Origin of the sequence: Gordonia sp. SCSIO 19800 (assembly GCF_018132775.1) — a bacterium.
Taxonomy (GTDB): Bacteria; Actinomycetota; Actinomycetes; order Mycobacteriales; family Mycobacteriaceae; genus Gordonia; species Gordonia hongkongensis.
Genome location: NZ_JAGRQM010000023.1, coordinates 55,090 through 80,950, shown reverse-complemented (window position 1 = coordinate 80,950; position 25,861 = coordinate 55,090). Strand labels below are relative to the sequence as shown.

At 67.3% G+C, this 25,861-nt stretch carries 25 protein-coding genes and 1 pseudogene; 8 read left to right on the top strand and 18 right to left on the bottom strand.

All coding sequences use genetic code 11. The features are described from left to right. Positions 1-99 precede the first annotated feature (99 nt). Positions 100-438, top strand: a complete 339-nt coding sequence (locus KB201_RS21025; protein WP_033204248.1) for a hypothetical protein — start codon at positions 100-102, stop codon at positions 436-438. Between the two features lie 171 nt (positions 439-609). Then, positions 610-1,155, top strand: a complete 546-nt coding sequence (locus tag KB201_RS21020) for an RES domain-containing protein (RefSeq protein ID WP_223258854.1) — start codon at positions 610-612, stop codon at positions 1,153-1,155. 181 nt (positions 1,156-1,336) lie between these two features. Here KB201_RS21020 and KB201_RS21015 read toward each other — a convergent pair whose 3' ends face one another. The 3 genes from KB201_RS21015 to KB201_RS21005 all read right to left on the bottom strand — a co-directional run bounded on the left by KB201_RS21015 (position 1,337) and on the right by KB201_RS21005 (position 3,549). Further along, positions 1,337-1,786 (bottom strand): Imm63 family immunity protein, encoded by a 450-nt coding sequence (locus KB201_RS21015; protein ID WP_058253051.1) that lies wholly within the window; start codon positions 1,784-1,786, stop codon positions 1,337-1,339. Next, positions 1,783-2,496: a TNT domain-containing protein gene (locus KB201_RS21010; protein ID WP_058253050.1), complete on the bottom strand. Its 714-nt coding sequence runs from the start codon at positions 2,494-2,496 to the stop codon at positions 1,783-1,785. Before KB201_RS21010 ends, KB201_RS21015 begins: the two co-directional genes overlap by 4 nt. Positions 2,497-2,616: 120 nt before the next feature. Then, positions 2,617-3,549: an AraC family transcriptional regulator gene (locus KB201_RS21005; protein WP_058253049.1), complete on the bottom strand. Its 933-nt coding sequence runs from the start codon at positions 3,547-3,549 to the stop codon at positions 2,617-2,619. A gap of 238 nt (positions 3,550-3,787) precedes the next feature. Here KB201_RS21005 and KB201_RS21000 point away from each other — a divergent pair, with 238 nt between their 5' ends. Together KB201_RS21000 and KB201_RS20995 are read left to right on the top strand one after the other, a co-directional pair. Then, the gene (locus KB201_RS21000) at positions 3,788-4,999 is read left to right on the top strand and encodes a cytochrome P450 (RefSeq protein ID WP_211540300.1); all 1,212 of its coding nucleotides are present in this window, start codon (positions 3,788-3,790) and stop codon (positions 4,997-4,999) included. Positions 5,000-5,001: 2 nt separating this feature from the next. Beyond that, positions 5,002-6,045, top strand: coding sequence for a 2Fe-2S iron-sulfur cluster-binding protein (locus tag KB201_RS20995; RefSeq protein WP_211540299.1), 1,044 nt, complete (start codon positions 5,002-5,004; stop codon positions 6,043-6,045). 43 nt (positions 6,046-6,088) lie between these two features. On the opposite strand, the gene KB201_RS20990 is transcribed toward KB201_RS20995, so the two are convergent. The 8 genes from KB201_RS20990 to KB201_RS20955 form a co-directional block, all read right to left on the bottom strand. Further along, the gene (locus tag KB201_RS20990; protein WP_211540301.1) at positions 6,089-6,991 is read right to left on the bottom strand and encodes a prolyl oligopeptidase family serine peptidase; all 903 of its coding nucleotides are present in this window, start codon (positions 6,989-6,991) and stop codon (positions 6,089-6,091) included. Between the two features lie 50 nt (positions 6,992-7,041). Then, positions 7,042-8,610, bottom strand: coding sequence for a hypothetical protein (locus KB201_RS20985; protein ID WP_211540298.1), 1,569 nt, complete (start codon positions 8,608-8,610; stop codon positions 7,042-7,044). 202 nt (positions 8,611-8,812) lie between these two features. After that, positions 8,813-9,208, bottom strand: a complete 396-nt coding sequence (locus tag KB201_RS20980) for a hypothetical protein (RefSeq protein ID WP_211540297.1) — start codon at positions 9,206-9,208, stop codon at positions 8,813-8,815. Positions 9,209-9,534: 326 nt separating this feature from the next. Continuing rightward, complete coding sequence (locus KB201_RS20975; protein WP_211540296.1) at positions 9,535-10,374, bottom strand: CoA ester lyase; 840 nt, start codon at positions 10,372-10,374, stop codon at positions 9,535-9,537. Continuing rightward, the gene (locus tag KB201_RS20970; RefSeq protein WP_211540295.1) at positions 10,371-11,534 is read right to left on the bottom strand and encodes an acyl-CoA dehydrogenase family protein; all 1,164 of its coding nucleotides are present in this window, start codon (positions 11,532-11,534) and stop codon (positions 10,371-10,373) included. The genes KB201_RS20975 and KB201_RS20970 overlap by 4 nt, the downstream gene beginning before the upstream one ends. Positions 11,535-11,582: 48 nt before the next feature. After that, positions 11,583-12,965 carry an MmgE/PrpD family protein gene (locus KB201_RS20965; protein ID WP_211540294.1) on the bottom strand — a complete coding sequence of 461 codons (1,383 nt, stop codon included), beginning with the start codon at positions 12,963-12,965 and terminating at the stop codon, positions 11,583-11,585. Continuing rightward, positions 12,962-14,176, bottom strand: coding sequence for a CaiB/BaiF CoA-transferase family protein (locus KB201_RS20960; RefSeq protein WP_058253042.1), 1,215 nt, complete (start codon positions 14,174-14,176; stop codon positions 12,962-12,964). The genes KB201_RS20965 and KB201_RS20960 overlap by 4 nt, the downstream gene beginning before the upstream one ends. Beyond that, the gene (locus KB201_RS20955) at positions 14,173-14,730 is read right to left on the bottom strand and encodes a MaoC family dehydratase (protein WP_058253041.1); all 558 of its coding nucleotides are present in this window, start codon (positions 14,728-14,730) and stop codon (positions 14,173-14,175) included. Before KB201_RS20955 ends, KB201_RS20960 begins: the two co-directional genes overlap by 4 nt. A 258-nt stretch (positions 14,731-14,988) precedes the next feature. Between KB201_RS20955 and KB201_RS20950 the strand changes: the two genes are divergently transcribed. The 3 genes from KB201_RS20950 to KB201_RS20940 all read left to right on the top strand — a co-directional run bounded on the left by KB201_RS20950 (position 14,989) and on the right by KB201_RS20940 (position 20,190). Next, positions 14,989-17,067 (top strand): hydantoinase/oxoprolinase family protein, encoded by a 2,079-nt coding sequence (locus tag KB201_RS20950; RefSeq protein ID WP_058253040.1) that lies wholly within the window; start codon positions 14,989-14,991, stop codon positions 17,065-17,067. A gap of 1 nt (position 17,068) precedes the next feature. After that, positions 17,069-18,889, top strand: coding sequence for a hydantoinase B/oxoprolinase family protein (locus KB201_RS20945; protein WP_082652975.1), 1,821 nt, complete (start codon positions 17,069-17,071; stop codon positions 18,887-18,889). A gap of 68 nt (positions 18,890-18,957) precedes the next feature. Then, positions 18,958-20,190, top strand: a complete 1,233-nt coding sequence (locus KB201_RS20940) for an amidase (protein WP_231742563.1) — start codon at positions 18,958-18,960, stop codon at positions 20,188-20,190. Between the two features lie 21 nt (positions 20,191-20,211). On the opposite strand, the gene KB201_RS20935 is transcribed toward KB201_RS20940, so the two are convergent. From KB201_RS20935 to KB201_RS20905, 7 genes and pseudogenes are all read right to left on the bottom strand, one after another. Next, the gene (locus tag KB201_RS20935; protein ID WP_058253039.1) at positions 20,212-20,937 is read right to left on the bottom strand and encodes a FadR/GntR family transcriptional regulator; all 726 of its coding nucleotides are present in this window, start codon (positions 20,935-20,937) and stop codon (positions 20,212-20,214) included. A gap of 128 nt (positions 20,938-21,065) precedes the next feature. Beyond that, a complete protein-coding gene (locus KB201_RS20930; protein WP_058253038.1) occupies positions 21,066-21,320 on the bottom strand; it encodes a hypothetical protein in 255 nt (84 codons plus the stop codon). 301 nt (positions 21,321-21,621) lie between these two features. Further along, entirely contained in the window at positions 21,622-22,056 is a 435-nt protein-coding gene (locus tag KB201_RS20925; protein ID WP_065630633.1) for a hypothetical protein, read from the bottom strand. Next, the gene (locus tag KB201_RS20920) at positions 22,053-23,234 is read right to left on the bottom strand and encodes a globin domain-containing protein (protein WP_058253036.1); all 1,182 of its coding nucleotides are present in this window, start codon (positions 23,232-23,234) and stop codon (positions 22,053-22,055) included. The genes KB201_RS20925 and KB201_RS20920 overlap by 4 nt, the downstream gene beginning before the upstream one ends. 120 nt (positions 23,235-23,354) lie before the next feature. Next, positions 23,355-23,849, bottom strand: coding sequence for an Rrf2 family transcriptional regulator (locus KB201_RS20915; RefSeq protein ID WP_058253035.1), 495 nt, complete (start codon positions 23,847-23,849; stop codon positions 23,355-23,357). Between the two features lie 57 nt (positions 23,850-23,906). Then, positions 23,907-24,161 carry a DUF2510 domain-containing protein gene (locus KB201_RS20910; protein ID WP_058253034.1) on the bottom strand — a complete coding sequence of 85 codons (255 nt, stop codon included), beginning with the start codon at positions 24,159-24,161 and terminating at the stop codon, positions 23,907-23,909. Positions 24,162-24,241: 80 nt separating this feature from the next. Next, positions 24,242-24,995: pseudogene (locus tag KB201_RS20905) on the bottom strand (DUF72 domain-containing protein). Positions 24,996-25,127: 132 nt separating this feature from the next. Here KB201_RS20905 and wrbA point away from each other — a divergent pair. Further along, positions 25,128-25,727 carry an NAD(P)H:quinone oxidoreductase gene (wrbA, locus tag KB201_RS20900; RefSeq protein ID WP_058253059.1) on the top strand — a complete coding sequence of 200 codons (600 nt, stop codon included), beginning with the start codon at positions 25,128-25,130 and terminating at the stop codon, positions 25,725-25,727. Positions 25,728-25,861 lie beyond the last annotated feature (134 nt).

Genomic DNA, 25,861 nt, shown 5'->3' with positions numbered 1-25,861 from the left:
GTGGGTCAAGACCGCTGACCAGATCCTCGACTCCATCGCCCACTACTGCACACGAATTAATGACTCAGAACACTAGCTGCCTACGCCGAGGCGGCTCGTATGTCGCAGCCCGAACTGGTGGCTGCGTTGCGAGATCTGCTCGGCGCGCGGCTGGTCGCCTACCTGGGTCGGGTGAGCGAGACCCGGGCGGTGCGGCAATGGGCTGACGGCACCCGCACCATCGCCAACCCCGAGGACGTCGAACGGCTCCGGATCGCCTACCGCGCCGCCCGCCTGATCACCGAACGCGACACCCCCGCCGTCGCACAAGCCTGGTTCCAGGGCCTCAACCCGGTCCTCGACGACCGGGCGCCGGCATTGCTGTTGCGCGACGGCGAGCTCGCCGACGTCGGACCGCAAGTACTCGCCGCCGCCCGCCAATTCGCCGCGGTGGGATGAACCAACCACAGCCTTCGACGATCAGCACCCCGCACGGCCCGATCACCACCAGCATCCGGACTGCCACGCCCATATATCGAGTCGGATACGCGCCCAGCCCGTGGGAGTGGACACCATGGGAGTACGCCACCGACGACCGCTTCGCCGGCCGCTGGGACGACCCCGACGGGGGTGTGGCGCACCTTGTACTGCGCCGACACTCCCCTGGCCTGCTACCTCGAAGTCCTCGCCTTCGCCCGACCCAGCCCACAACTGATCGCCGAGCTCGACGACATCGTCGTCGACGAGGAAGACGAGCAGGACTACCCCGCGCTGCCGCCCGGCCACGTTCCGCGATCGTGGTGCGATCTACGGATGATCGGTCACGGCACCCTGACCGGACGGTTCGCGGTGCCCGCCGACCCGGACAGCCTCGCCACCCTCCGGACGGTGTTTCGGCCGCTCGCGATCCGCTACGGGCTCGATGACCTCGACACCGCCGCGTTGCGGGACGGCCGGCCCCGCGGGCTCACCCAGGCCATCTCCCGCTGGATTTACGCCCTCACCGACCACGGCCATGCAGCGGTCGACGGGATCGAGTTCGACTCCCGACACGGCGACCAGCTGCGCATGTGGGCGCTCTATGAACGCGCCGCCGACCCCGACATCAGCCCCACTCCGGCGTTCTCGACCACTCCCCCATTGACGCCGCGGATCCACAACTGGCCCGCGCCCTGACCCTCTTCGGACTCGAGTGGACTCCACATAACCGGCCTGAAACAGGCTGTGCCGCATCGTCGAACGAGCATGAGGATAGCTCGACCAACCGTGGTGGTCCTACGATCGTCTTCAAGTTCGGGATAGCGAACCTGCACCGCTACGCCGCCCACACCGGTGGACGCCGATTCCCAACCTCGTCTCAGCCGGGATGCCGGCCCGGCAGTTGCGCCAGTTCACGATCGTCGGCTCCCTGGTCGACCAACCTTGTCCGGGTCCGCTCCAACCACGCACGGGCCCACTCCGGGTCGGCCGCGGTCAGCATCCGATACTGTTCTGCCCATATGCGGCGCAGATAGTCGGGCGCGCCGGGCGAGTGCAGCCGATACGACGCCGCTTCGGCGATCGCCACCGCAACCCAGCTCAGAAACTCCTCTGGATCGCTGGACTGCCGGTCGAACATCACCGTGCCGCGTTCGCGGATGATCAAGTGCCACACACCGTCCGAGTCACGCACGCACGAGGGCGTCGCGTCGTCGGGGATGTGACCCAGGCGAGGCACATCGGACGGCTCCGCCGACATCGTCGCCGCGAGATCGGCTATCCGGCTGCGCATCTCGGGGTCGAGCTGGTCGTCGGCGCCCGACGTCATCCGGGGAAGACGCTCTCGAGCACACCCGAACACAGCAACCACTGGGTGTTGACGAAACCGCTTGTCTCGTTGAAACATCCGCGATGGTCCTCGATCAACCCGGGATCGAGGAGCTGCTGGTCGATCTGATATTGAATGCCGCCGCCCGGCTGACCGAAGCCCTTGGCGATACGTCCGATCCACACCTTCACCGGGCGCATGACCACGTACACGTGATAGTTGCAGAACTGAGGGTTGTCTTTGTCGACGAGGTTCTCCGGCGGAAGCGCCCGCCTCTTGTAGTGCGTGCCCGCGGGGGCCAGGAAGCGACCATTGGCGGGACCATAGCGATCTATCCGCTTGTTCGGGTTGAGGGTGGTCACCGACTTCTTGGCGGACCCGTCGGGGTTCAGCGTGTATCCGTCGTGGTCCGGATAGTCCCACTTGTCCCCTTTCCGATACGTCTGCAGGAACTCGCTCGGACTCAGACCCGCGAGCCGGTCGTAACCCCTCAACTGCGGACCCACCGGGGCATCGGTCGCCAGAATCTTCGGACCGAACAGTTCGTCGTTGTACAACAACTGTGCGGAACATCCACCCGCCTCCGGCCCGCCCAGCGATCCGAAGTCCAACGATCTCAGGGGATTCGGTGCGGCCGCCGCGACCCCTCCCCCGGACACCGCCAGCGCAAGACTGAAGAAGATGGCGAGCAGAGCATGGCGACGTTTCATGGCCGCGCCTTTCGATGGGTACGTCCGGAGGTCACGCAGTGCGGAAACTAACCGATCGACGACACGATGGGGCCTGAACTGCAAAGGTCCGACTCAGATTCGACCGGACGTCCCAAAGGGCTACCGCCGACGGTGTTCCGACGGCGGGATGCCGTAGCGCTTCTTGTACGCGGCCGCCAGCCGACTGGGGCTCGAAAAGCCCCATCGCGCAGCAACTTCGGCCACCGTGTCGGTGTTGTCCGGTTCGGTGAGGTCGTGGTGAGCCCGGTCGAGTCGGATGTCCCGCAGCGTCTGGGTCGGACTCGCACCGACGTGTTCGGCGAAGCCCTCCTGCAGTCGTCGGAGGCTCGAGCCGCTCAGTTCGGCCATGTCCGCCAGACGCCAGTCGCGTCCGGGATCGTCGTGCAACGCGTCGAGCACGCGCTTGACCATCCGCGGGCGCAGACCGGTACCCGCCTCTTCCGGAGAGACAGCGAGGAGGAACGCGCTGCTGATCGCGCTCGCCAGCTGCGGTCCGACCAGCGGGTTCGACAGGAGGTCGGCGGGTTCGCGCACCTGAGCCGACAATGCACGCACGAGCCCGAACCATGCCTGTTGGTCGGGTCCGGCGAGATCCAGCTGATCCGGCAGCCGCAACTGTGAACGCAGCGCCGACGCCCGGACCCGGTCGGCCTCACGTTCGAGGTACTCGGCGTCGAACTTCACCCCGACCACGACGCAGTCCGCCGACCACCGGGTGATCGTCGACGGGCGGTCCGCGGTGAAGACCGTGGCCGTCCCCTCCTCGGACGTCGTCTGCACCGATCCGGCGCGCGAGTCCAGGACGCCGCGGACCGGGATGTTGATCTCGTAGGCGCCCGGATAGTCGCAGGAGATGGAGACATCGGTCCCCCAGTTGAGCTTGCCGATCGTGACCGGTCCCAGCTCGACGGTCTGCAGGTTCAGATTCAGCTGATCCGGCGACGACAGCGCGGTCAGCTCATGCGGGAAGTACACCTCTTCGACGGCACGATGCGCCGTCTCCCAGTCACTGGTGGATGTGGTGCTCCGCATGGATGTCTTCCTCGTACTCCGGTCACGCAAGGGTCCCGCGTCTCGATTCAACCCGGTGACCGGTCACACTCGCCACCCTCCTCAGAGACTGCGATCACATCGTCGCGCGATCGGTGCCGCCGGCGCGCGAACCGTATCGACCGCCGGTCCGGCGGTCCCTAGTGTCACCTCGCACCGGGTCGCCGACAGCCTGCCGGCGCACACCCCCGGCCTCGAGACGAACACAGCGGAGGAACCCATGACCAGCACCATGTCGTGGATCGACGACATCACGATGACCGAGCTCGAACGCAACCCCTACCCCGTCTACGAGCGTCTCCGCGTCGAGGCACCGCTCGCGTACATCCCGATCCTGGGCTCCTATGTAGCCACGACCGCGGACATCTGCCGGACGATCGCCACCAGCCCCGACTTCGAGGCGGTCATCACCAAGGCGGGCGGGCGGACCTTCGGACACCCGGCGGTGATCGGGGTCAACGGGGCGATCCATGAGGACCTGCGGTCCATGGTCGACCCGGCCCTGCAGCCCCAGGAGGTCGACCGGTGGATCGACGACCTCGTCCGGCCCATCGCCCGCCGATACCTGAGCGACTTCGAGGATGTGGGGCGCGCCGAGCTCGTCGCCCAGTACTGCGAACCCGTCAGCGTCCGCGCGCTCGGCGACCTGCTCGGCCTCCAGTCGGTGAGTTCCGACAAGTTGCGTGAATGGTTCCACAAACTGTCGGTGTCGTTCACCAATGCGGGAGTCGACGAGAACGGCGAGTTCACCAACCCGGACGGCTTCGCCGAGGCCGACGCCGCGAAGCTGGAGATCCAGTCGATCGTCGATCCGCTGATCGACAACTGGATCGAGAATCCCGACGACAGCGCGATCTCGCACTGGCTGCACGACGGGATGCCCGACGGGCAGACCCGCGACCGCGACTACATCTATCCGACGCTGTACGTCTACCTCCTCGGAGCGATGCAGGAGCCGGGTCACGCCATGGCGTCGACACTCGTCGGTCTGTTCAGTCGCCCGGATCAGTTCGAGCAAGTCGTCGACGAGCCGGGTCTCATCCCGCGCGCGATCTCCGAGGGCATGCGGTGGACATCGCCGATCTGGTCGGCGACTGCCCGGATCAGCACGAAGGACACCGAGGTCGCCGGAGTCCACCTGCCGGCGGGCTCGGTGGTCCTGATGTCGTACGGATCGGCCAACCACGACCACTCGGTCTACGAGGCACCGTCGGAGTACGACATCACACGACCGCCCCTGCCTCACCTGGCATTCGGTGCCGGCAACCACGCGTGTGCCGGCATCTACTTCGCCAACCACGTGTGCCGGATCGGACTCGAGGAGCTGTTCGAGTCCATCCCGAACCTCGAGCGCGACGACAGCAGCGACGTCGAGTTCTGGGGTTGGGGTTTCCGTGGCCCGACGTCGTTGCACACGGTCTGGGAGGTGTGACGATGTCCGACCCGACGACCCGGTCCGACCCGACGACCTTCCGCATCGACACGCCTACGACCTCGGTGACCTGCGGATCCGGGCAGCGGGTTCTCGATGCCCTGCTGCGTCAGGGTGTGTGGATTCCCAACTCTTGCAATCAGGGAACCTGCGGCACCTGCAAGGTACGCGTCACCAGCGGGATGGTGGACGCGCCACCGGCCCCCGACACCGTGCTGTCCGACACCGAGCGGGACCAGGGATACGTGCTGTCGTGCCAGTCGACGCCCACCACCGACATCATCGTCGAGCCACCCGCAGACGAGTCCGGCACGCGACACCACGCGTTACGCGACCTCGCCGGAACCGTCAGTTCCCTCACCACGGTCGCCGACGACACGGTGTCCGTGACGGTGTCGCTCGACGAACCGTTCGAGTTCACCGCGGGCCAGTACGTCGAGTTGTCGATCCCGGGCACAGACCAGACGCGTCCGTACTCGATGGCCAACCCGCCCAGCGAATCCCGCACCCTCGAGTTTCACATCCGCCGGCAACCCGACGGTCTGGCCACCGACGGGTGGATCTTCGATTCGCTGACCGTCGGATCGCCGGTGTCGATGACGGGACCCTGGGGTGACTTCTGTCATCGTGAGGACGAGCTGGGAGTCGGACTCGTTTTGCTCGCCGGGGGCACGGGTCTCGCCCCGCTGAAGTCGATCGCACGAGCCGCCCTGGAAGCCGACCCCGGACGTGAGATCCACGTCTACCACGGCGTCCGCACCGAGACCGAGCTGTACGACGTCGACTTCTGGCGCGCACTCGCGACCGAGCACCCGAACGTCCGGTACACGCCCTGTCTCAGTCGCCAACAGTGGTCTGGCCGCACAGGTTACGTCGGTGATGCGATGGTGGCGGACTTCGACTCCTGCCGCGACCACGCGGCATATCTCTGCGGCCCGCCCGCGATGGTCGAGGCGGGGGTCCGGGCCCTCAAGCGGCGACGGATGCCCCCGCGCCGGATCAGGCGGGAGAAGTACACGCCGGCAGCGAGTCTCGTGGCCTTCTGAGCCGGCCCCGCAGTCGCGACGGTCACGGTGGTCGAGTACCCGCTCAGGCCACGTCCTGCACGTCGGCGGCCGACGCGCCGGTGATGATGTCGAGGACACGGGGGTACTCGGGCGCGTTCGAGGTGACCACCGAACCGTGGTTGCCGCCTGGGATCAGTACGGCCTCCGCGTCGCCGCCGGCCTTCACGACGGCGGCGGCGTACCGCTGTGAGTTCGCCGGGGAGACCATTCGGTCGGCGGTGCCGTGGACGGCGACCACCGGGGTGTCGGGATCGATGTTCTGGATGGGATCGACCATCGTGTACCGCTGCGGAACCTGCGTCGGGCTGCCGCCGAGGGCGGTCACGATGCGGTCGTCGCCGTGCGTTGCCGCATAGGTCATGTCGAGCGGACCGGCGAGGGAGACAACCCGGGTCGGGCGGAACAATGGTCGGGCACCGACCTCGTCGTCCTCCAGCTTGTGCCGGGTGCCGCCCCACACCGCGAGTTGTGCACCCGCGCTGTGCCCGACGATCAGCTCGTCGTCGGTGTCGATCTGCGGGAACTGCCGGTCCACGACGACGACGTGATCGAGGGCGCTCGCGACGTCGCGGAACGTCGTCGGCCATCCGCCGCCCGAGCCGACACGGCGGTACTCGATGTTGTAGACGGCCATCCCGCGGCCGGCGAGGTCTTGCGCCAGCGGCTCGAAGATGTCCGCGCCGAGAGCGCTCTGCCACGCACCACCGTGGACGAGGACCACGAGCGGAATCGAATCGACCCGCTGCTCACCCGCGGGTAGGTACAGTTCGGCCCAATTCTGGTCCGTGTCACCGTCATCCGGCGTCGGGTAATCGACCCGGTGGACGGTCACCTCGTCGAGGTACTCGGCCGGGGCCGCCGTCGCACTGCTGGACGGGGTCGTGGTCGTCGTCGATCCGCCGGAACACGCGGACAGACCGACCACGCTCGCGACGAGAACGGCCGATGCGATGCGGCCGCCGACCGACGACGTCCTCACCGCGCGCTCAGGGGCACGGGGGTGATCGACGGACCGCTACGAACGGTCGCCGGGACCGGTCCGAACCCGGGCCACAGGTTCACCGGCACCGTGATGGTCGCGCCCGCGGGCAGCGAGATCGGCCCGGGGCTGACCGCGATGCGATCGGTGAAGGTGTCACTTCGTTCGACCTCTAGACGCAGTCGCTGCGCCCGTCCCTCCGACCGGATGGTGACACCGGTACTCCCGGTTCCGACCGACACCGCCGAACCCGGGCCGACTGCCAGCTGCGACGTCTCGGTCGACAACGAGCGCAGCGAATCCTCGGTCGCGACCTCGAACTCCGCGGTCGACGGCGCCGACGAAGTCACCCTCATCCCGTGACGCGCCGGATCGGCGTCGATCGCGGCGACAGCGCCTGCGGGCACCTCGAGATCACCCATCGCAACGACACCGCCCGCACTGAGCACCGTGGCGTCGATGTCCGCGGTACGACCCGCCTCCACCCCGTCCACGATGATCTTGAACGTGCGGTTGGCGGGCACCGTGAAGGTGGCGGAATTGTCGTTGTTGAACAGGATCTTCTTGTCGACGCCCGGGAGCGTACGACCCGCGGGGTCGGTGACCCGCACATCCCAGTCGACGTCGCCGTAGCCGCGGGCGCCACCGTTGTTGTCCGAGACGATGACCACGGTCTCGTCACTGCGCAGTTCCGGATCTTGGTGACGTGCCAGGATCGGCGCCAACGGGACCAGCATCATCTTGTTGAGCGGGGAGCCCTGGAACAGCAGGGTCGGCTCCGACGGATTGGTCGCGGTCGAGTAGTACCAGCTGTTCGCGGCGGGGTCGGCGACGATCATTTTCTCGACACCGGGGAAGTTGTTGTCGTACACGACGATGCCGCGCTTGCCCTGCCCGAGGTCGCGGATCGCGATCGGGTTGATGGCGTGTCCGGCGCTCTGTTCCTCGTCGGTGTAGATCGCCAAAACGTAGTTGTCGTTGCGCGCCCACGCCGACCGCAGACGGGACAGTGCCTGGGTGACCGTGACCTCGGACTGCGCCAGGTCGGTGGGCGGGAACCCCTGGGTGATGAACATCCGGGCGATGAGTTCGTCGAGCGGTGCCGACGGGCGGATGCTGTAGACGGACTGCCACGGCATCGCCAACGGGAACGGGTTCAGACGCTTGGTGGCATACAGTCCGGCGAGTGCGGCCATTCCGAAGCAGTGCCCGCCCGACATTGACTCGTTGAATTCCTGCTGCACGAGTTCGGCCACCGTCGTCGGCGAACACACCCCGAGCACGATACGGGCGCAGACCTCGTCACCGAAGACGGCACGCATGCCCTCGATGCTCAGGCCGCGGGTGTGCAGCGCATCATTCGGTCCCCAGTTCTCGAAGGAGAAACCGTCCCGCTTCACCTGGAAATCGGCGTGCGCGACGACCTTTCCGGCCTGAGGATTCACCACCGGCGCCGCCGCGGACGGGCCGGACGAGACGATGGACAGACCTGCGGCCACGACCAGCACAAGTGCTGCCGCGGCGAGTCGGATCTGCCATCGATTTCCGCGTGCGCCAGTGAGCATTGCTAAACATTAGCGGACATTTCCGGCGTCGCCGGACGAGCTGACCAATTCGCGAAATGATCCCGGTAATGCGTCCCGAAATCGTCGCTCAGCTCTTTCCGAAATCGCACCGGGAATGTGTGTACAAAAGGTCGACTCCCGACACAGCACACCGCCGGCCGCTCGGGAGAGCGACCGGCGGCTCGGTACCGGATGGGTCGGGTCAGCTGTAAAACGTGACGGTCTTGGTCTCGGTCGTCCCGGGCTCACCCCAGTAACCGCGGATGACGGCCCGGTACTGGGTGTCCTCGTACGCGGTGGCGAGGCTGCGGCACGTGTTGCCCGCAGTGCCGCCGGCGTAGGTGTTGCGCTCGGTGAAGTCGTGGCTCGGGCCGGGGCGACTGATGGCGGTCAGGGTGACCCGGACCGTACGGACTCCCTCGGTGTTCCACGCGAACGCACAGAACCGGTCGCCTCCGTCGTCGTAACTCGCTGTGCCACCATGGGTGCTGGTGGAGAACGAGTTCGCCGACGCAACCGGCGAGCCCACCACGCTGAGGACCGCCGCGCCCATCGTCGCGGCGACCACCGACATCTTCTTCACCACAGATCGATTCATGATGCCGACCCTAGGATCAAGGTCAGCGCATCACGAGGGGCCTCGAGCAGACTTCACCGAGCCTTCACCCGGGGTTCGTCGGTGATCCCTGCGCGTCAACCCCGGGCCCGCCGGAGTTCGCCGGAATCTGCCCCGGATGACCGCAGGTGGCCTACTTGACGCCCGAGAACACGTACTGCAGGACCGCCAGTGCCAGCTCGTTGTCCTGAATCGCCTGCCACAAGATGGTGTCCACCATGTCTGTCTCCGTTTCGATGTCGCGTGAGGTGTCGGGTCCGGCACGCCGAGCGGGAACCGCGGAGTCCCCCGACCCGGCGTCACCGATCTTACGTTGGCTGCCGGGCGAGAGTTCTCCGGGCGATCCGCGCGACGGCCTCGTCGATGAGTCGCCCGGCGCTGTCGGTCGCCGCGGCACCGCCGGCCGCGTCGAACGCGGTGAGGATGTCGCGGGCCGTCGCCACCTCGGACTCGGATGGCGCCATGCCGGATCGCGCGGGCGCGATCTGACGCGGATGGATGCAGGCCCGTCCGAAGAATCCGAGACCGATCAGCTGTCTGGTCTCGACCTCGAACGCGGCGTCATCACCGATCGAGGGCGACGCCGCGGCCAGGGGCGGACGAATCTTCGCGGCGGCTGACGCCGCGACCACTTGCGAACGTGCCCAGAGCAATTCGTTGCCGACCACTGGTGAGACTCCGAGATCCGCGGCGAGGTCGACCTCGCCGATCTGGACGAACGCCACCCGCGGGCCCGCTGCAATCGCCGCCGCGTTGCACAGGCCGGCACCGGTCTCGATGAGCGGCGACACCGGCGTTCGCGGGCCGCCGAGCTCGGTTTCCAGTTCCGTCAGCAGACCGTCCACACGGTCGAGGGTCGCTGCGTCGTCGACCTTGGGCAGCCAGACCCCGTCGGCGCCGGCCCGAACCGCCATGGTCAGGTCGCCGACCAGTTCGGGCCCCGGGTTCACCCGTATCCACGTAGGCACTCCGGCGCGGTCTCGGTTCGCCAGCCATTCGCCGACCGCGATGCGCGCGGTGTCCTTGGCCGACACGGGGACCGCGTCCTCGAGATCGAGGACAATCGCATCGGCGCCAGAACCTGCCGCCTTGTCGAACCGCTCCGGCCGGTCCCCCGGGACGTACAGGAAGATCAGCGCCGGCGTCATCCGACGGTGACGGTGCCGTTGACCAGGGCCTTGGCGATGACGGTGCGCATGATGTCGTTGGTGCCCTCGCCGATGGACATGAGCGGGGCGTCGCGGTAGTAGCGCTCGACGTTGAACTCCGTCGAGTACCCGTAACCACCGTGGATGCGCATCGCCTCGAGACTCGCGGTGATCGCCGTCTCGGACGCGAAGTACTTGGCCATGCCGGCCTCACCGTCGACGCGAGCGCCCGAATCCGCCTTCGCCGCAGCCCAGTACGTCATCAGGCGGGCGGCCTGCAGCTGGGTGGCGATGTCGGCGAGCTTGAGCTGGATCGCCTGGAAGTCCGAGATCGGCTTGCCGAACGCGGTCCGTTCCCGCGAGTAGTTCAACGCTGCGTCGTAGGACGCCTGGGCGATCCCGACGCTGCGTCCGGCGATGTTGAGGCGCCCGATCTCGAGGCCCGACAGGGCCTGCTGCATTCCGCGACCCTCGACGCCGCCGAGCAACGTCGACTGCGGGACGCGCACCTCGTGGAGGAGGATCTCGCACGACTCCGTGCCCTTGTAGCCGAGCTTGCCCATGTCGCGCTGGACCTCGAAGCCGGGAGTCGTGGTGTCCACCAGCAGGATGCTCATGCCCTTGTGTGCCGGAGTGGCGGTCGGGTCCGTCTTCACCAGCACCGGAAGCACATTCGCGTGCCGAGCGTTTGTTATCCAGGTCTTGGTGCCGCGGATGACGTAGTCGTCGCCGTCCTTGGTGGCGGTGGTCTTGATGCCCTGCAGGTCGGTCCCGGCCCCCGGTTCGGTGAGGCCGATGCCGGTGCGGCACTCGCCGCTCGCCAGGCGTGGGAGCCACTGCGCCTTCTGCTCATCGGTGCCGTGGCGAGCGATCATCCAGCAGGCCAGGTTGTGGCTGCCGAGGATTCCTGCGATGCCCATCCACCCGCGCGCGAGTTCTTCGTAGACCAGGGTGAACGACACCATGTCGAGTTCGAGCCCGCCGAACTCCTCCGGTGTGGTGATCCCGAACAAGCCCATCTCACGCAACCGGTCGACGATCTCGGTGGGATACCGGCCGGTGCGTTCCCATTCGTTCGCGACCGGGATGATCTCCTTGTCGACGAGCTGACGCAGGGCCGCCCGGAAGTCACGCTGCTCTTCGTTGAAGCTGAAATCCATTGTGTGATCCTTGATTCGAGTGGGAGGAAGGTGCGCGGCGGGGCGAGCTCAGCCGGCGACGACGGTCGCCGCGAGCGTCAGGATCGGCCGGACGGACGGTGCGTCGCCCAGAGCGAACACCGCGTGCACGAGGGCTTCCGTATCGTCGCCCCCACCGGTGTTGCCCCGGAACTTCTCGGCGACCGCGGCGTCGTCCATGGGCTGTCCCGACGTCCCGCGGCTGCACGGCACCTCGCCGACGATCCGACTGCCGTCGTCGAAGGTGATGACCGCCCGGCCGGCAGCATCGGCGGCCGGGCGGTCATCGGGTACGGAAACGACCTCGACGAGGCCGGCGGTCGTGGCTACCTCGGCACGCGCGATCGAGCTCTCGGTGTAGGTGTCCACGGTCACCGCTCCGTCATGGACGAGCGCGGCGACGCTCCAGGGCAGGTCGAACTTCGCGTCGTAGACGCTGCGCGGCGCCCGGGTGCCGGTCCCCGGCCCGCACACGATTTCCAGGCTGTCCGGATGGACGTCGGCGGTGATCGCGGCGATGCGCGCCGGAGTGACATCGAGTCCCTGCGCACCTGCGGCGTCGAGCGCCGCGGAGACGGCGTCGAGCGTGGCGTGCATGAGCTGGCAGCTCGGATATGGCTTGATGCCGATAGTCGCACTCTCCCAGCGGGTTCCGAGCTCGGCGACGATCGCATCCGGATCGATGTCACGGTCGGCGAGCGCGCGGTAGAGCCCGCGCCTGCCCTCGAGCACCGACTCGGGGCCGCTGGCGCCGGCCATGGCCAGCCGCGCGGCCAGGACGCCACTGAACCCGGCGTTGCCCGGATGCAGGGTCTTGGTGTTGGCGCCGGTGTCGAGGAACTCCAGCAACCCGCCCGACGACGACGCCGCGATACCGATCGCATCGGTGAGCACGTCGGCGTCGGCACCGTAGAGGAGTCCGGCGGCCACGGCCCCGGCGAGGGGTCCGACCACTGCGGTCGCGTGCAGGCCCCGGGCATGGAACCCGTGCGGAGCCGCCGCACCCAGGCGACACGCGACCTCGAGCCCGGCGACCAGTGCGGTCACCGCCTGCGCTCCGGTGGCGCCGACCTCTTCGGCGACCGCGAGAACCGCGGGCGCCACAACGGTCGTCGGATGCACGAGAGCGCCGGCGTGCGTGTCGTCGAAGTCGAGCGCGTGCATCAGGACACCGTTGGCGAAGGCCGCCGCCGGGGCGGAGATGGCCTCGGAGTCCCCGAGCGGATGCGCCTGCGCCGGACCGCCGAGTCCGCGCGCCACCGTCAGGCCCGGACCGCCCTGATCGCGCCGGCGGGCACCGATGCCGTTGCCGAGGCCGTCGAGCAGATGCCGGAGCGCAGCGCGGCGGGTGTTCTCGGGTATGGCGTCGACGCTCAGGCCGGCAGCCCAGCTCGCGAGCCGGCGGGCGGTCACGGCTTGGCCTGTTGGGCGACGGCACCGAACGCACCGCCGTCGACGAGGTCCCGGATGTCGTCCGCGCTGTATCCCAGCAGGGTCATCACCTCGTCGAAGTTCTCGTTACGATGTGGTGCCCGACGATACTCGGGTTGCTCGGCGCCGAAGCGCACCGGTGACGTGACCTGGCGGACCTCACCCCACACCTCGTGTTCGGTCGTCGCGATGAGTCCGCGTGCGAGCGTGTGCTCCTCGGTGAGAGCCTGCTCGACGTCGTTGATCGGTCCGGTCGGCACGCCCGCAGTGGTGAGCACGTCCACCCAGTGTTCGACGGTGCCCTCGGCAAACCGCTTCTCCAGCAACGGGAGTAGCTCGTCCTTGTGCTGACCGCGTGCGGCGAAGTCGGTGAACCGCGGGTCATCGAGCAGCTCGGCCAGGCCGATCGCCTCGGCGAGACGCACCCAGAACTTCTCCTTGGCACAGCCGACGACGAACCAGCCGTCGGCGGCCTCGAACGCCTGGAACGGGACGAGGGAGGGATGCGCGGAGTTCTTCGTCCGTCCGGGACGGTAACCCGCATTGAGGTGCCAGGCCGCCGGGTAGGTGAGCATGGAGACCGCGGTGTCGTACAGCGAGACGTCGCAGTCACCGCCGACCCCGTCGCGTCGTGCGGCGTGCAGACCGGCCAGCAGGCTCAGCGCGGCGACGAACCCGCCGGAGAAATCCACCAGGGACAGACCAGATTTCGTGGGCGGCCCGTCGGGGTCGCCGGTGAGGTCCATCCAACCTGCCAGGCCCTGCAGGATGTAGTCGTATCCGGGCTGCTTCGCCCGCGGCCCCGTCATGCCGAAGCCGGTGAGACTGCAGCACACGATCGCCGGGTTCAGATGCTTGAGATCGTCGTAGGTGATCTTCATCTTCGCCGGGACGTCGCCGCGCAGGTTCGAGTACACGGCGTCGCTGGTGCGCACCAGATCCTCGAAAACCCGCCGCCCACCGGGTGTTCCGAGGTCGAGAGAGAGGCTGCGCTTGTTGCGGTTGAAGGTCTCGAAGAACAGCGAGTCCTCGCCGGAGTTGTAGGGCGGCACGTACCGGCCGACGTCGCCGCCGGACTTCGGCTCCTCGATCTTGAGTACGTCGGCGCCGAGATCGGCGAGGTGGACGCTGCCGAACGGGCCCGCGCCGTACTGCTCGATCGCGATGATCCGGACGTCCTCGAGCGGCCTCATCGGGCGGCCTCCGCCGAGCTGCCGGCGGTCAGTTCGGTGAGCGACGGCGCCTTGACCTCGGGGAAGTAGTTCTGTCCGATGCCACTCTCGCGGGTCGCGACCATCACCGAGCGCTTCCAGGAGATGACGACCTCGCCGTCCTGGTTGATCCCGCGGGTCACCATCGACACGATCCCCGCGTAGGGACGCGACTGCGACAGGCGCAGGTCGGTGCAGATGCTCTCGGCGTAGATGGTGTCGCCGACGTACACCGGGTGCGCCAGCTTGACATCCGTGAACTGTAGGTTCGCCACCGCGTTCTGGCTCATGTCGATCACCGAGAGCCCGAGCACCAGGGCGATGGTCAGGCCCGAGTTCACGATGACCTTGCCGTCGGTGATGGGATTCGTCGCGGCCAGATGTTCGTTGAAGTGGTTCTGGTTGGTGTTCATCGACAGGCACGTGATCCACGCGTTGTCGGTGTCGGTGATGGTGCGGCCCATCGGGTGTTGGTAGACGTCGCCCACGACGTAGTCCTCGAAGAAGCGTCCGAGCGTGGCGGGATGGGTGGTCAATGGTCCTCCTGAGGGGTGCGGCGTCGTGCCAAACGAGCTGACGCCGTGACGCGGCCCACCATAAACATCTGATCTTTATGCCGTCAAGGCTCGCTCATTCCTGGCTGTTCACTGAGATTCGCGGTAAGTGTTGCCGAAACCATCAGATGTATTGCATGATGCTCCCGAGCGGACCTATGGCTCAGATCACTCCGGTCATCGTCGGCGGCCTCACCGCCCCGCACCGGGTGACAGCATGGAAAGAGGAAGCGAGTTTCGATGAAGCGAATCGGCGTGGATGTGGGCGGCACGTTCACCGACCTGGTCCTGTGGGACGACGACGGGACGGTCACGGTGCACAAGACACCGTCGACCAACCACGATCCCTCGATCGGCACGATGGACGGGATCGGGGTGCTCGCCGAACGCGCGGGCATCGACGTCGCGGACATCGAGATGTTCTTCCACGGCACCACCGTGGCCACCAACATCGTGCTGGAGCACAACGGCAGTGACGTCGGCATGATCACCACCGACGGCTTCCGGGACATCCTGCACATCGCGCGTAAGAAGCGCCCCCTGAACTACTCCAACTACCAAGACCTGCCGTGGCAGAAGTGGCAGCTGGTGCCCCGCCGCAACCGACGGACCGTCGCGGAGCGGATGGATGCGGCCGGCAACGTGCTGACGCCGCTCGACGAGGACGCCGTTCGCCGCGAGGTCGGCCTGCTCCGCGAGCGTGGGGTCGAGGCCATCGCGGTCGCGTTCCTGCACGCCTACCGCAACCCGGCGCACGAGCAGCGGGTCCGCGAGATCATCGCCGAGGAGTACCCCGGTGTGTTCGTCTCGCTCTCGAGCGACGTCGCCTCGCAGTACCGCGAGTACGAGCGGTTCTCCACCACGGCCCTCAACGCCTTCGTCGGTCCCAAGACCTCCCGCTACATCGAGAACCTGGCAGGCAAGGCCAAAGACGCGCAGGTCGGTGAGGACGTCCACCTCATGACCTCCGCCGGCGGTCTCGTCACCTCCCGCAGTGCCAGCGAGGTCCCCGTCTCGCTGCTGACCAGTGGCGTCGTCGCGGGTCTGCTCGGCGGCTGCTTCATCGGCAAGGCCTCGGGATATCCCAGCGTCATCACCCTCGACGTGGGTGGCACCTCCGCCGACATCGGCGTCGCGCCCGATGGCAAGCTCCGGATGAAGCACCTGCTCGACACCCGCATCGGCGACTACCACGCGATGGTCCCGATGGCCGAGGTCGACACCATCGGCGCCGGCGGCGGCTCGATCGCCAGCATCGACGAGGGCGGCATGTTCCGCGTCGGCCCGCGCAGTGCGGGCGCGATGCCCGGACCGGCCTGCTACAACCGCGGCGGCACCGAACCCACCTCGACCGACGCCATGGTGGTCATGGGCTGGCTCCGGGAGGACAGCTTCCTGTCCGGCACCATGGAGGTCAAGACCGAGCTCGCCACCGAGGCCGTCAAGACCCACATCGCGGACAAGCTCGGCGCCGATCTCGAACACGCCGCGATGGGCATCTTCCAGATCCTCGCACACTCGATGACCGAGGCCATCTCGCTGCACTCGGTCCGCAAAGGCTATGACCCCCGCGAGTTCTCGCTCGTCGCCGAGGGTGGCGCCGGGCCGCTCTACGCCTGGCAGATCGCCGAGCATCTGGGCATCCCGCGCGTCATCGTGCCCGGGCACCCGGGGATCACCTCGGCGGTCGGCCTGCTGACCACCGACGTCCGCTACGAGGTCCCGACCACCGTGTGGACCTCGTCGGCCGAACCGGACCTGGAGCTGCTGCGTCGCGAGATGGACCGGCTGTCCGAGCAGGCCGTCGCCCAGCTTCGGGCCGACGGCATCGCCGAGGACGCGATCACCCTCGAGCGCAGCGTCGACTGTCGTTATGTCGGACAGGGTTACGAGCTCCGGGTCCCCGCACCCGCCGGCGACATCACCGACGAATGGGTCGAGCAGACCGCGGCCACCTTCCACGAGGTCCACGGTCGTACCTACTCGCAGCGCTTCGACGACAAGCCGGTCCAGCTGGTCAACATCCGCGTGACCGGGGTGGGGGCAGTCGAACACATCCGCATCGCCGAGATCGAGAAGGGCGGCGCCGACGCCTCGGGAGCCGTCAAGGCCACCACCCGGGCGCTGTTCTGGAAGAACGACTCGGCCGACCCGGAATGGGTCGACACCCCCATCTACGACCGCGCACTCTTCAAGGCCGGCAACACCTTCGACGGCCCCGCGATCGTCCAGCAGTTCGACTCGACGACCATCGTCGGCATCGGACAGAAGGCCACGGTCGACGCCGTGGGCCACATCATCATCGAGAGGAGCGCCTGACATGGCGAAAGCTCTGATGCCCACCGACGGCGTTTCGCTTGCCGCCGAGGCCAACCGGACCTGGAACACCGTCGAGGTCGATCCGATCACGCTGCGCGTCATCGGTGGTGCGCTCAACTCGATGGCCAAGGAGATGGCCCAGGTCCTGTACCGGATGGCGTACTCGAGCCTGATCCGCGAGTCCGAGGATCTCGGTGCCGGCATCTTCGACGTCAACGGCCGGGAACTGTGCGAGTCGGATTCGACTCCGATGCACTGTGGTTCGATTCCCGCCTACATCCGCGGCGTCAACCGCAAGCTCGCCGGGACCTACAAGCCGGGCGACGTGATCCTGCACAACCACCCGTATCACGGTGCCGCGCACTCCCCCGACTACGGCGTGATCATCCCGATCTTCTGGGAGGGTGAGCACATCGGCTTCGCCGGCTGCACCGGTCACGTCTCCGACATCGGCGGCAACTTCCCCGGTCTGTGCATGGACGTCGTCGACGTCTGGGCCGAGGGCAAGCTGATGGACTCGATGAAGATCTACGACGGCGGCGTCCGCAACGACATGCTGATCCAGCACATCCTGGACAACGTGCGCACCCCGGAGCAGAACCGCGGTGACCTCGAGGCGCTGATCGCCTGCTCGCGCATCGGTGAGAAGCGGTTCGTCGAACTGCTGGAGAAGCACGGGCTCGACACCGTCATGAGTGCCGCCGACCGCTGGATGGACTACTCGGAAGAGATGCTCCGCAGCCGGATCCGGCAGATCCCCAACGGGAGCTACGAAGCACCGATCGGCTACCTCGACGACGACGGCAAGAACCGCGGTGTGCCGCTGAAGGTCGCGGTGCGCGTGCAGGTCGAGGACGAAGACGTCCTCATCGACCTCACCGGTTCCAACGACCAGGTGCCGACGGCGTTCAACGTGCCGTTCGAGGGTTCGGTGCTGCCGGTCGCGGTCAGCGCGATCCGCACGATCCTGCTCGACGAGCACCTCACCGAGGAGTTCGTCCCGCAGAACGACGGTTGCTTCCGTCCGGTGCGCGCCTACGCGCCGGAGGGCACGATCTTCAACCCGGACTTCCCGGCGTCGTGCTTCGCGCGCTTCTCCCAGGTCAACCGCATCTTCGACTCGATCAACCTGGCGCTCGCGCCGGTGCTGCCCGAGCGTGCGATCGCCGGGTCGTCGGCGGCTCTGTGCGCCATCGCCTACTCGGGACTCGCCGAGGACGGCGAATCGTACTGGGTGTACATCGAGATCAACGAGGGCTCGTACGGTGCGCGCAACGGCAAGGACGGCATGGACGCCGTCGACGCCCTGATGGCCAACACGCGCAACAACCCGATCGAGGAACTCGAGCTCAACCACGCCATGCGCGCGGAACGGTACGAACTCCGCGACGAGGCGCCTGCTCCCGGTCAGTGGCGCGGCGGCATCGGCAGCGTGCGGACCTGGTACATGCAGACCGACACCTTCCTGGGCTCGGAAGCCGACAACCGCACCGACCCGCCGGCGGGCGCCCTCGGTGGCGGCGACGGCGCGTCCGGATCGTTCATCCGCAACCCCGGCACTCCAGAAGAAGAGGTGCTGTTCTCCAAGGTGACCCAGGAGGTCATCCGCGAGGGCGAGCGTCTCGAGATCCGGATGCCGTCGGGCGGCGGCTTCGGCGAGCCGTTCCTGCGCGACCCGTTCGCCGTCCTCTCGGACGTGTGGGACGAGTACCTCACCGCCGAAGAGGCACGCCAGGACTACGGTGTCGTCGTGAACACCGACGACTGGACGGTCGACGCAGCGGCCACCGAGCAGCTGCGTTCGTCGCGGGTGGCGTCCTGAACAGTGACATCGGAAGGGCCGGCAACACTGCCGGCCCTTCCGGCGTGTCCGAAAGCTGTTCTGCCGACGTGCTTTCCGTCGCCGAGCGCTTGAACACGGTCATCTCCTGGGTCCCCGACGAGTTGCGTTCCGATCCGGCTGCGGCGCCGGGTCCGCTGTCCGGGGTGCGGATCGGCGTCAAGGACAACATCGAGGTCGGCGGAGTGCTGTCCACCTGTGGGTCGGAGTATTTCGCCGACCGGGTGGCCGAGTCCGACGCCGCCTGTGTGGGCGCGCTGAAGCGTGCGGGCGGGGTGATCACATCGACGTTGAATCTCGCCGAGTTCGCTGTCGGGGTGACGAGTCAGAACTCGGCGGCGGGTGGTGCGGTGAACCCGTGGAGCCCGTCGCGGGTGCCGGGCGGTTCGAGCGGCGGGTCGGGTGTCGCGGTGGCTGCGGGAGTCGTCGACGTCGCGCTCGGTACCGACACCGGCGGGTCCATCCGCCTGCCCGCCGCGTGCTGCGGCGTGACCGGTCTCCGGCCGTCGGTCGGACTACTCGACATGTCCGGGATCTTCCCGGTCAGTGCGGATTTCGACACCGTCGGTCCACTGGCACGATCGGCCGTTCAGGTTCGGGAGACGTTCGCGGTGCTCGCGGGCGCTGATCCGGTTCCGCTGCGGACCGGTCCGCTGCGGATCTCGATGCCGTGGCCGTTCGTCACCGATGACGTGGATCCGGCGGTGCGGGACGCGGTGAGAGTTGCCGCGGAACTGCTTCGCGAACTGGGCCACAGCGTCGTCGACGTACCGGTCCGTCACAGCGAATCGGCGCAGGACGTCGTGTACACCCTCATCTACTCGGACCTGGCGAAGACCCACGCCGAACGCTTGCGGGACGAGCCGGAACGCTTTCAGCCGGCCACTCGTGAGCGAATTCGGCTCGGCCTCAGCATCTCCCACGACCAGGTCGTCGCTGCTCGGCAACAGCGTGATGTGTTCCGCGCCGGGACTGCTGAGTTGTTCGACGAGGTCGATGTGGTGCTCACACCGGCGATGCCGGGCGACGTCCCACACCTCGGCGGCGGCGACGCCGTTGTGGCGCAGGCGCGTCGGATGGGACAGCTCACGTACCCGTGGTCCCTGCACGACGGACCGACGCTCGCCCTGCCGGTGGGTACCCATCCGTCCGGCATGCCGATCGGGGCGCAGTTGACCGCGGTGAAGGGTGGCGAGGGAACGCTGTTCGCTCTCGCCGAGCAGTTCCAGGCGCAGACGGACTGGCATCGACGGCTCCCGCCGGTCCGGGTCGGTGTGGGCTGAACTCGGGCGGGGCGGGCCTGCTCAGCCCTGGCGTCTGAGCAGGTCCATCTGCTTGTAGACGTCACCCAGGTGGTCGAGGTGGCGTCGCATGAGGGTCATCGCCGTCATGGAGTCCCGCTTCTCTACCGCATCGAGGATGGCGCGGTGGTCCTCGTCGACGCACTTCCAGAAGTCCTCGGGCGCGGCGTCGCGGCTGAATCGACTGCCGATGACGCGGAAGACCGGCACGGTGATCAGGTCGAGAAGCGGATTGTCCGCGGCCCGGAGCAGCACGCGGTGGAACTCCTGGTTGTTCGCATACACCTCCGGACCGATCTCGCCCGAGGCGTCGAAGATGGTGGCGCGCAACTCTTCCAGGTGTGCGTCGGTGTGGCGGTACGCGGCCACGCCGGCGGCCGGGACCTCGGTGAGCTGCCGGACCTCCATCAGTTGGTCGACAGTCACGCCCTCGGCCGCCGCGAGCAGCGTGACCCCGGCTTCGAGGTGAGCGCTCAGTTGACTGATGTCGGGGGTGGCGACAAACGTTCCACCGGTGACCCCGCGCGTGGTGTGGACCAGGTTCTCGCTGGCGAGCGAGCGGATGGCCTCGCGGACGGTGCTCTGTCCCACGCCGAACTCGGCCCGCAACTCTGTGTCGGGTGGCAGCCGGGTACCGGGGGTCAGTTCACCCGCCAGGATACGTACGCGAAGCGCGTCGGCCACGACCTGGTACGCCGGTCGCCGGGCCGACTTATTCGCTTCCGTCACAACATCTTCCGATCGTGGATGGGGTGTGATCCAACTTACCAGATCGGCGAGGCGGAGACGACGCTGCGCCAAGGGTTTTCGGATGCGGCCTGGCGGGGGTGGACCCCGGCGTGGTCAGCTCCGGTACGTCACGCCGGTCGTCGGCGCCCTGCTCGTCGAGTCGACGCCTCCACCTCGGCAATCGCGGAACGGAGCATCTCCGCGAAGTGGCTCCAGTACGCGGCCTCGTCGTCGTAGAACCGGATGGTCCGCGAATCGGCTGCTACCAACCGGGCGCCGTTTGCTCGGCTCTGCCAGTTCTCCCACTGGTCCTCACACACTTCGAGATAACCGGCGAGCGTCGCAGCGTCGTGGTTCTGAAATGCAGCGATCCTGCTCGGCATCGAAGTCCCCTCGTCCCGGTGTCAGTCGTGCACACGCTATGCCGTGGGTACGACAATTCTGAGGTGCGAGCGAAGCGAGCCAACGTCTGCTCCCTGAGGTGCGAGCGAAGCGAGCCACGAAGGGTCTCGCAAGGCGTCTCACCAGGCCCTTCGTGGCTCGTCGCTATCGCTCCTCGCACCTCAGGGAGCAGGGGGTGGGTCGCTTGCGCTCCTCGCACCTCAGGGAGCAGGGGGTGGGTCGCTTGCGCTCCTCGCACCTCAGGGATCAATGGTCATGTCGTTCTTCCGGATTGGGGAGGGATCAGCCAGCACCGATCAGCACGGCGGTACCAAGCCAGACGAGCGCGACGACCTTCAGGACCTCGAAGCCGACGTAGACGAGGTGGGCGTGACTTCGAGGTCCGTCGTGTCCGGCGAGCACTGCGTCGGACCGCTTGGTCAGTGCCGGTCGGACGGCCACCAACTGAACGGCGAGCGCGGCAATCGCCACACCGGCGGTGATCGGCACGGCAGCGCCGGACCACGAGCCCCACACAACCGCGATCAGAATGCCGACCGCCCAGACGATCTCAGCCGCATTCAGCGCCCGGAACACCAACCGGCCGATGCCGAGACCGATGGGCAGAGTCACCCCGGGGGCACGGAACTTGAGCGGCGCCTCGATGAACGAGATGGCGAACACCATTCCGAGCCACAAGAAGGTCAGCGCGGTCACCACCGCGCCCGCGGTGCTCATCGGGCGCCGGTCCGGAGCAGTTCCGGTCCGAATGTCTCGTAGTGAATCCGGCTCTCGTCGACGTCGCGACCGACGAAGGCCTCACGCATCGACGACAGGAATCCGGTGGGACCGCAGAGCATGATGTGAGCATCCCTCTCGACGTCGAGGTTGTCGAGGGTCATCTGTCCGATGCGGATCGCGTCCGAGACGACGTGCGGCGAGGCGCTCTCGTACCACTGGATCAGCCGGCCCGACGGGAGCGAGTCGACCAGCGCAGCCAGCATGCCGCGGTGCGGCTGACGATCCCGCGAACGGTCGGCGTGGAGGACGGTCACCGGCCGGGTGTCGCGCTTCTCCGACAGGGCGGTGAGCAGCCCGATCACAGGTGTGCAGCCGATCCCGGCCGAAGCGAGCAGGAGCGGAGCGTCGTCGTCGGGCAGCACCAGGTCACCGAAGGGCGTGCTGACATCGAGGAGGTCACCTTCGAAGACGTGCTCGTGCAAATGCGCCGACACCTCGCCGGCGAGTTTGACACTGAACCGCCATCGCGACTCCGCCGGCGAGCCCGTGAGGCTGTACTGGCGGATCTGCCGGGCGCCGTCGGCCAGGGGGACCTGCAGGGATATGTATTGTCCAGGTCGGAATCTCGGCAGATCACCGTCGACTGCATCGACGGTCAGCGCGATCGTGTCGGGAGAGACCTGCACGCGGTCGGTGACCCGGACCTCACGCCAGACCTGCCCGGGACCGACGTCGGCGGCGGCATACAGTTCGGCTTCCGATGCGATGAGCAGGTCGGCCATGTCCCAGTACAGCTGATCCCAGGCATCCGCGACGTCGGGAGTGACCGCAGCGCCGAGCACTTCGACGATCGCAGCGAAAAGATGCTCGTGCACAACGGCATACTGATCGGCTGTGACCCCGAGTGAGGCATGCTTGTGTGCGATGCGGTCGAGGATGAAACGCTGGCGACGGACGTCGGGCTCGAGCTGGAGACGAGCGAACGCGGCTATCGAACCGGCAAGGGCCTGCGGCTGATCACCCGACTTCTGGTGCGTGCGGTTGAAGAGATTGTCGAGCAGATCGGGATGCGCGGCGAACAGTCCGCGATAGAAGCGCGGGGTGATCTCCGCAAGCGACCCTTCGACGGCGGGAAGCGTGGCGGCGATCGTCGCGCGTTGGGTGTCAGACAGCATGAGAACTCCTTTGTTCATCTGCTCATCGGGTTGGTGCGCAGGAAGAATGTGTGACGGGTCGAGCGCCGCCCCCGCTGGTTGAGCTTGTCGAAACCACCACCGCAGCACGCGGTTACAGCGTCAGGTCGCTGTGGGTGCGGCAGCTTCGGATACCGGTCCGTCCCGCGGCGGCCGGGACGACAGCGACAGCAACACCGCGGTCGTCGGCTCGCGGGCGAGATCGGCGACCGTCTCGGAGTCGAGACTCTCATAGAATGCGGCGACCGCTCGGGCGAGGGACCCCCGGAGCCGGCAGGCGTGGCGCAACGGGCAGGGTTGTGCGCCTTCGCATTCCACGACCTCGCCGTCACCTTCGAGCGAACGGGCGAGCCACCCGACGCGGGCATCGCGGCCGAGTTCGGTGATCGTCAGCCCGCCGGTTCGACCGCGCCGAGCGTGTACGACGCCGAGTTCCGACAGCCTTCCGACGACCTTGGCGACGTGTGTGTATGGGACGGCGAGTTCGCGGGCGAGATCCTTGGTGGTAAGAGCTGTTGCAACAGAGTCATGTTGACCCGAGACGGCCAGCCGCATCACGACCCGGAGGCCGATGTCGGTGAAGCGCGTCAGTTGCATGTCGTAAGTAGAACACAAATTGGCACCTGAGATGCCAATTAAATGAGGTGACGCCGGTCACGCGAGGTGAGCCGGCCGGCTACTAGTCTGCGCCGACGCGGGCCGCGTGTGAGCGGTCCAGGCGTGGCCGTCGTGGTACCGGTCCACGTCCGGATACTGCGGGTCCGGGTACCAGCCACCCATCCCATTCCGTCCGGCGTCGACAGCCGAGTTCTTCGACTTACGGGACACCAGTACGACGATGCCGACGATCCCGGCACCGAGAACCGCCAGCAGCACGAGCAGGACGGCGAGCATCAGGATGATCGACATGCACGTACCGTACCGAGACCGGCGGGCGGCGCCACCGGGCCGACGCTCCGATTCCGTCGAATGACGGACCGCCAATGGGGTCAGTCTCCGACGGTCTTCACCGTCGTGCCCATGCGTCGCGCGCGGCGGATCATGATGGCGGCGTTGTCGATCGCGGCGCATCCCGGGTCGTTGTTGAAGTAGACGTAGACGTCACACGAATCGTCGAAGGACTCCGACAGACGGCGTAACCAACTGTCGATCGCCCGGGTTCCCTAGCTCATCGGTCGTCGAGACGTCCCGTCGTGAAGGCGCAGGTATCCGAAATCGGCTGTGCGCCAAAGAGGGTTGAGGATTCGGTTCTTCCGGTCGGCCCAGCACAGCGCCGCGTTGTGCCGCTCGAGGACCGTCCTTGTCTCGTCGCACCACCAGGACTCGCGCCGGGGTTCGACGGCGACCTGCACCGACGTCGGAAACCTCGCGAGCGTCTCGTCGAGGGCGTCGGGGATGGCGCGGAGAGTGGGCGGCAACTCCGAGGAGCACCGGTCCCAGCCGGCCGTCGAGCCCGGCCGACCGATCGAGGAACCGCTGGACCGGTTCGGCCGGCTCGTTGAGCCGTTTGATGTGCCCCAGATAGCGACTCATCTTCGCGGCCATCCGGAAGTCGGCGGGGACCGTCTCGGCCCAGCGCTCGAACGCCTTCCGCTCGGGCAACCGGTAGAAGGTGTTGTTGACCTCGGCGGTCGGGAACCGCTGCGCGTAGTAGTCCAACCACAACCGTTGCGGGAGCTTCTCGGGATAGAAGGCACCGCGCCAGTCCCGGTACTGCCAGCCGGAGGTGCCGATGAACAGCATCGCGCAACTATCCGTTCGGGACGGGGCTACGAATCCCGTCCACGACGAGTACCCGGTATGCGCGTGGGTGTCGACTCACGGCTCGTGGGTACCCGTCGGTGGCACATGCCAATCACCGAGACGGGAGTACACATGACCAAGCTGGCGATCATCTACTACTCGGCCACCGGACACGGCACTGCGATGGCACAGGTGCTGTCGGATGCCGCTGAATCCGCCGGTGCCGAGGTCCGAGTCCGCCACATTGCCGAAACCCGGGACCCGCAGACGTTCGCCGAGAACCCGGCCTGGTCGGCCAACTACGAGGCCACCAAGGACCTACCCGCCGCGACCGGCGACGACATCGTCTGGGCAGACGGCGTCATCTTCGGGAGCCCGACGCGGTTCGGCAGCACGGCTTCGCCGTTCCAGACATACATCGACTCTCTCGGGGGACTGTGGGCCGAGGGCAAGCTCGCCGACAAGGCCTACGCCGCCTACACCTCCAGCAACACCGCCCACGGCGGGCAAGAGACTACCCTCACCGCTCTCTACACATCGCTGATGCACTTCGGCGGCATCCTCGTCCCGCCCGGGTACACGGACGGACTGAAGTTCGCCGACGGCAACCCGTACGGCGTCTCCCATGTCACGGGTCCGGAGAACAAGAACGAGCTCGACGACGCGACGAAGGCCGCGCTCGAACACATGGCGCAGCGGGTGGTGCGGATCGCGGGCCTCCTCGCTGCCTGATAGTCGTCGCTCACGAGATCCGTTCCCGCTCAGCCGTTTGGTTCGGGCGGGGACGGATCTTGTGAGCGCGCGGTCGCCGTAATCGAGTTGACAGCGAAGGTTCGGCGGTTCACCATCGGTCCTCGTGTCTGTCA

Excerpts from the sequence above, each read along its gene's own strand:
- KB201_RS20910 (WP_058253034.1), bottom strand. The coding sequence starts at position 24,161 with ATGTCGATCATCCTGATGCTCGCCGTCCTGCTCGTGCTGCTGGCGGTT.
- KB201_RS21010 (WP_058253050.1), bottom strand. The coding sequence starts at position 2,496 with ATGAAACGTCGCCATGCTCTGCTCGCCATCTTCTTCAGTCTTGCGCTG.
- KB201_RS21015 (WP_058253051.1), bottom strand. The coding sequence starts at position 1,786 with ATGACGTCGGGCGCCGACGACCAGCTCGACCCCGAGATGCGCAGCCGG.
- KB201_RS20975 (WP_211540296.1), bottom strand. The coding sequence starts at position 10,374 with ATGACGCCGGCGCTGATCTTCCTGTACGTCCCGGGGGACCGGCCGGAG.
- KB201_RS20995 (WP_211540299.1), top strand. The coding sequence starts at position 5,002 with ATGTCCGACCCGACGACCCGGTCCGACCCGACGACCTTCCGCATCGAC.
- KB201_RS20960 (WP_058253042.1), bottom strand. The coding sequence starts at position 14,176 with ATGAGGCCGCTCGAGGACGTCCGGATCATCGCGATCGAGCAGTACGGC.
- KB201_RS20950 (WP_058253040.1), top strand. The coding sequence starts at position 14,989 with ATGAAGCGAATCGGCGTGGATGTGGGCGGCACGTTCACCGACCTGGTC.
- KB201_RS20925 (WP_065630633.1), bottom strand. The coding sequence starts at position 22,056 with ATGAGCACCGCGGGCGCGGTGGTGACCGCGCTGACCTTCTTGTGGCTC.
- KB201_RS20915 (WP_058253035.1), bottom strand. The coding sequence starts at position 23,849 with ATGCAACTGACGCGCTTCACCGACATCGGCCTCCGGGTCGTGATGCGG.
- KB201_RS20970 (WP_211540295.1), bottom strand. The coding sequence starts at position 11,534 with ATGGATTTCAGCTTCAACGAAGAGCAGCGTGACTTCCGGGCGGCCCTG.
- KB201_RS20930 (WP_058253038.1), bottom strand. The coding sequence starts at position 21,320 with ATGCCGAGCAGGATCGCTGCATTTCAGAACCACGACGCTGCGACGCTC.
- KB201_RS20985 (WP_211540298.1), bottom strand. The coding sequence starts at position 8,610 with ATGCTCACTGGCGCACGCGGAAATCGATGGCAGATCCGACTCGCCGCG.
- KB201_RS21005 (WP_058253049.1), bottom strand. The coding sequence starts at position 3,549 with ATGCGGAGCACCACATCCACCAGTGACTGGGAGACGGCGCATCGTGCC.
- wrbA (WP_058253059.1), top strand. The coding sequence starts at position 25,128 with ATGACCAAGCTGGCGATCATCTACTACTCGGCCACCGGACACGGCACT.
- KB201_RS21000 (WP_211540300.1), top strand. The coding sequence starts at position 3,788 with ATGACCAGCACCATGTCGTGGATCGACGACATCACGATGACCGAGCTC.
- KB201_RS20920 (WP_058253036.1), bottom strand. The coding sequence starts at position 23,234 with ATGCTGTCTGACACCCAACGCGCGACGATCGCCGCCACGCTTCCCGCC.
- KB201_RS20980 (WP_211540297.1), bottom strand. The coding sequence starts at position 9,208 with ATGAATCGATCTGTGGTGAAGAAGATGTCGGTGGTCGCCGCGACGATG.
- KB201_RS21025 (WP_033204248.1), top strand. The coding sequence starts at position 100 with ATGTCGCAGCCCGAACTGGTGGCTGCGTTGCGAGATCTGCTCGGCGCG.
- KB201_RS20945 (WP_082652975.1), top strand. The coding sequence starts at position 17,069 with ATGGCGAAAGCTCTGATGCCCACCGACGGCGTTTCGCTTGCCGCCGAG.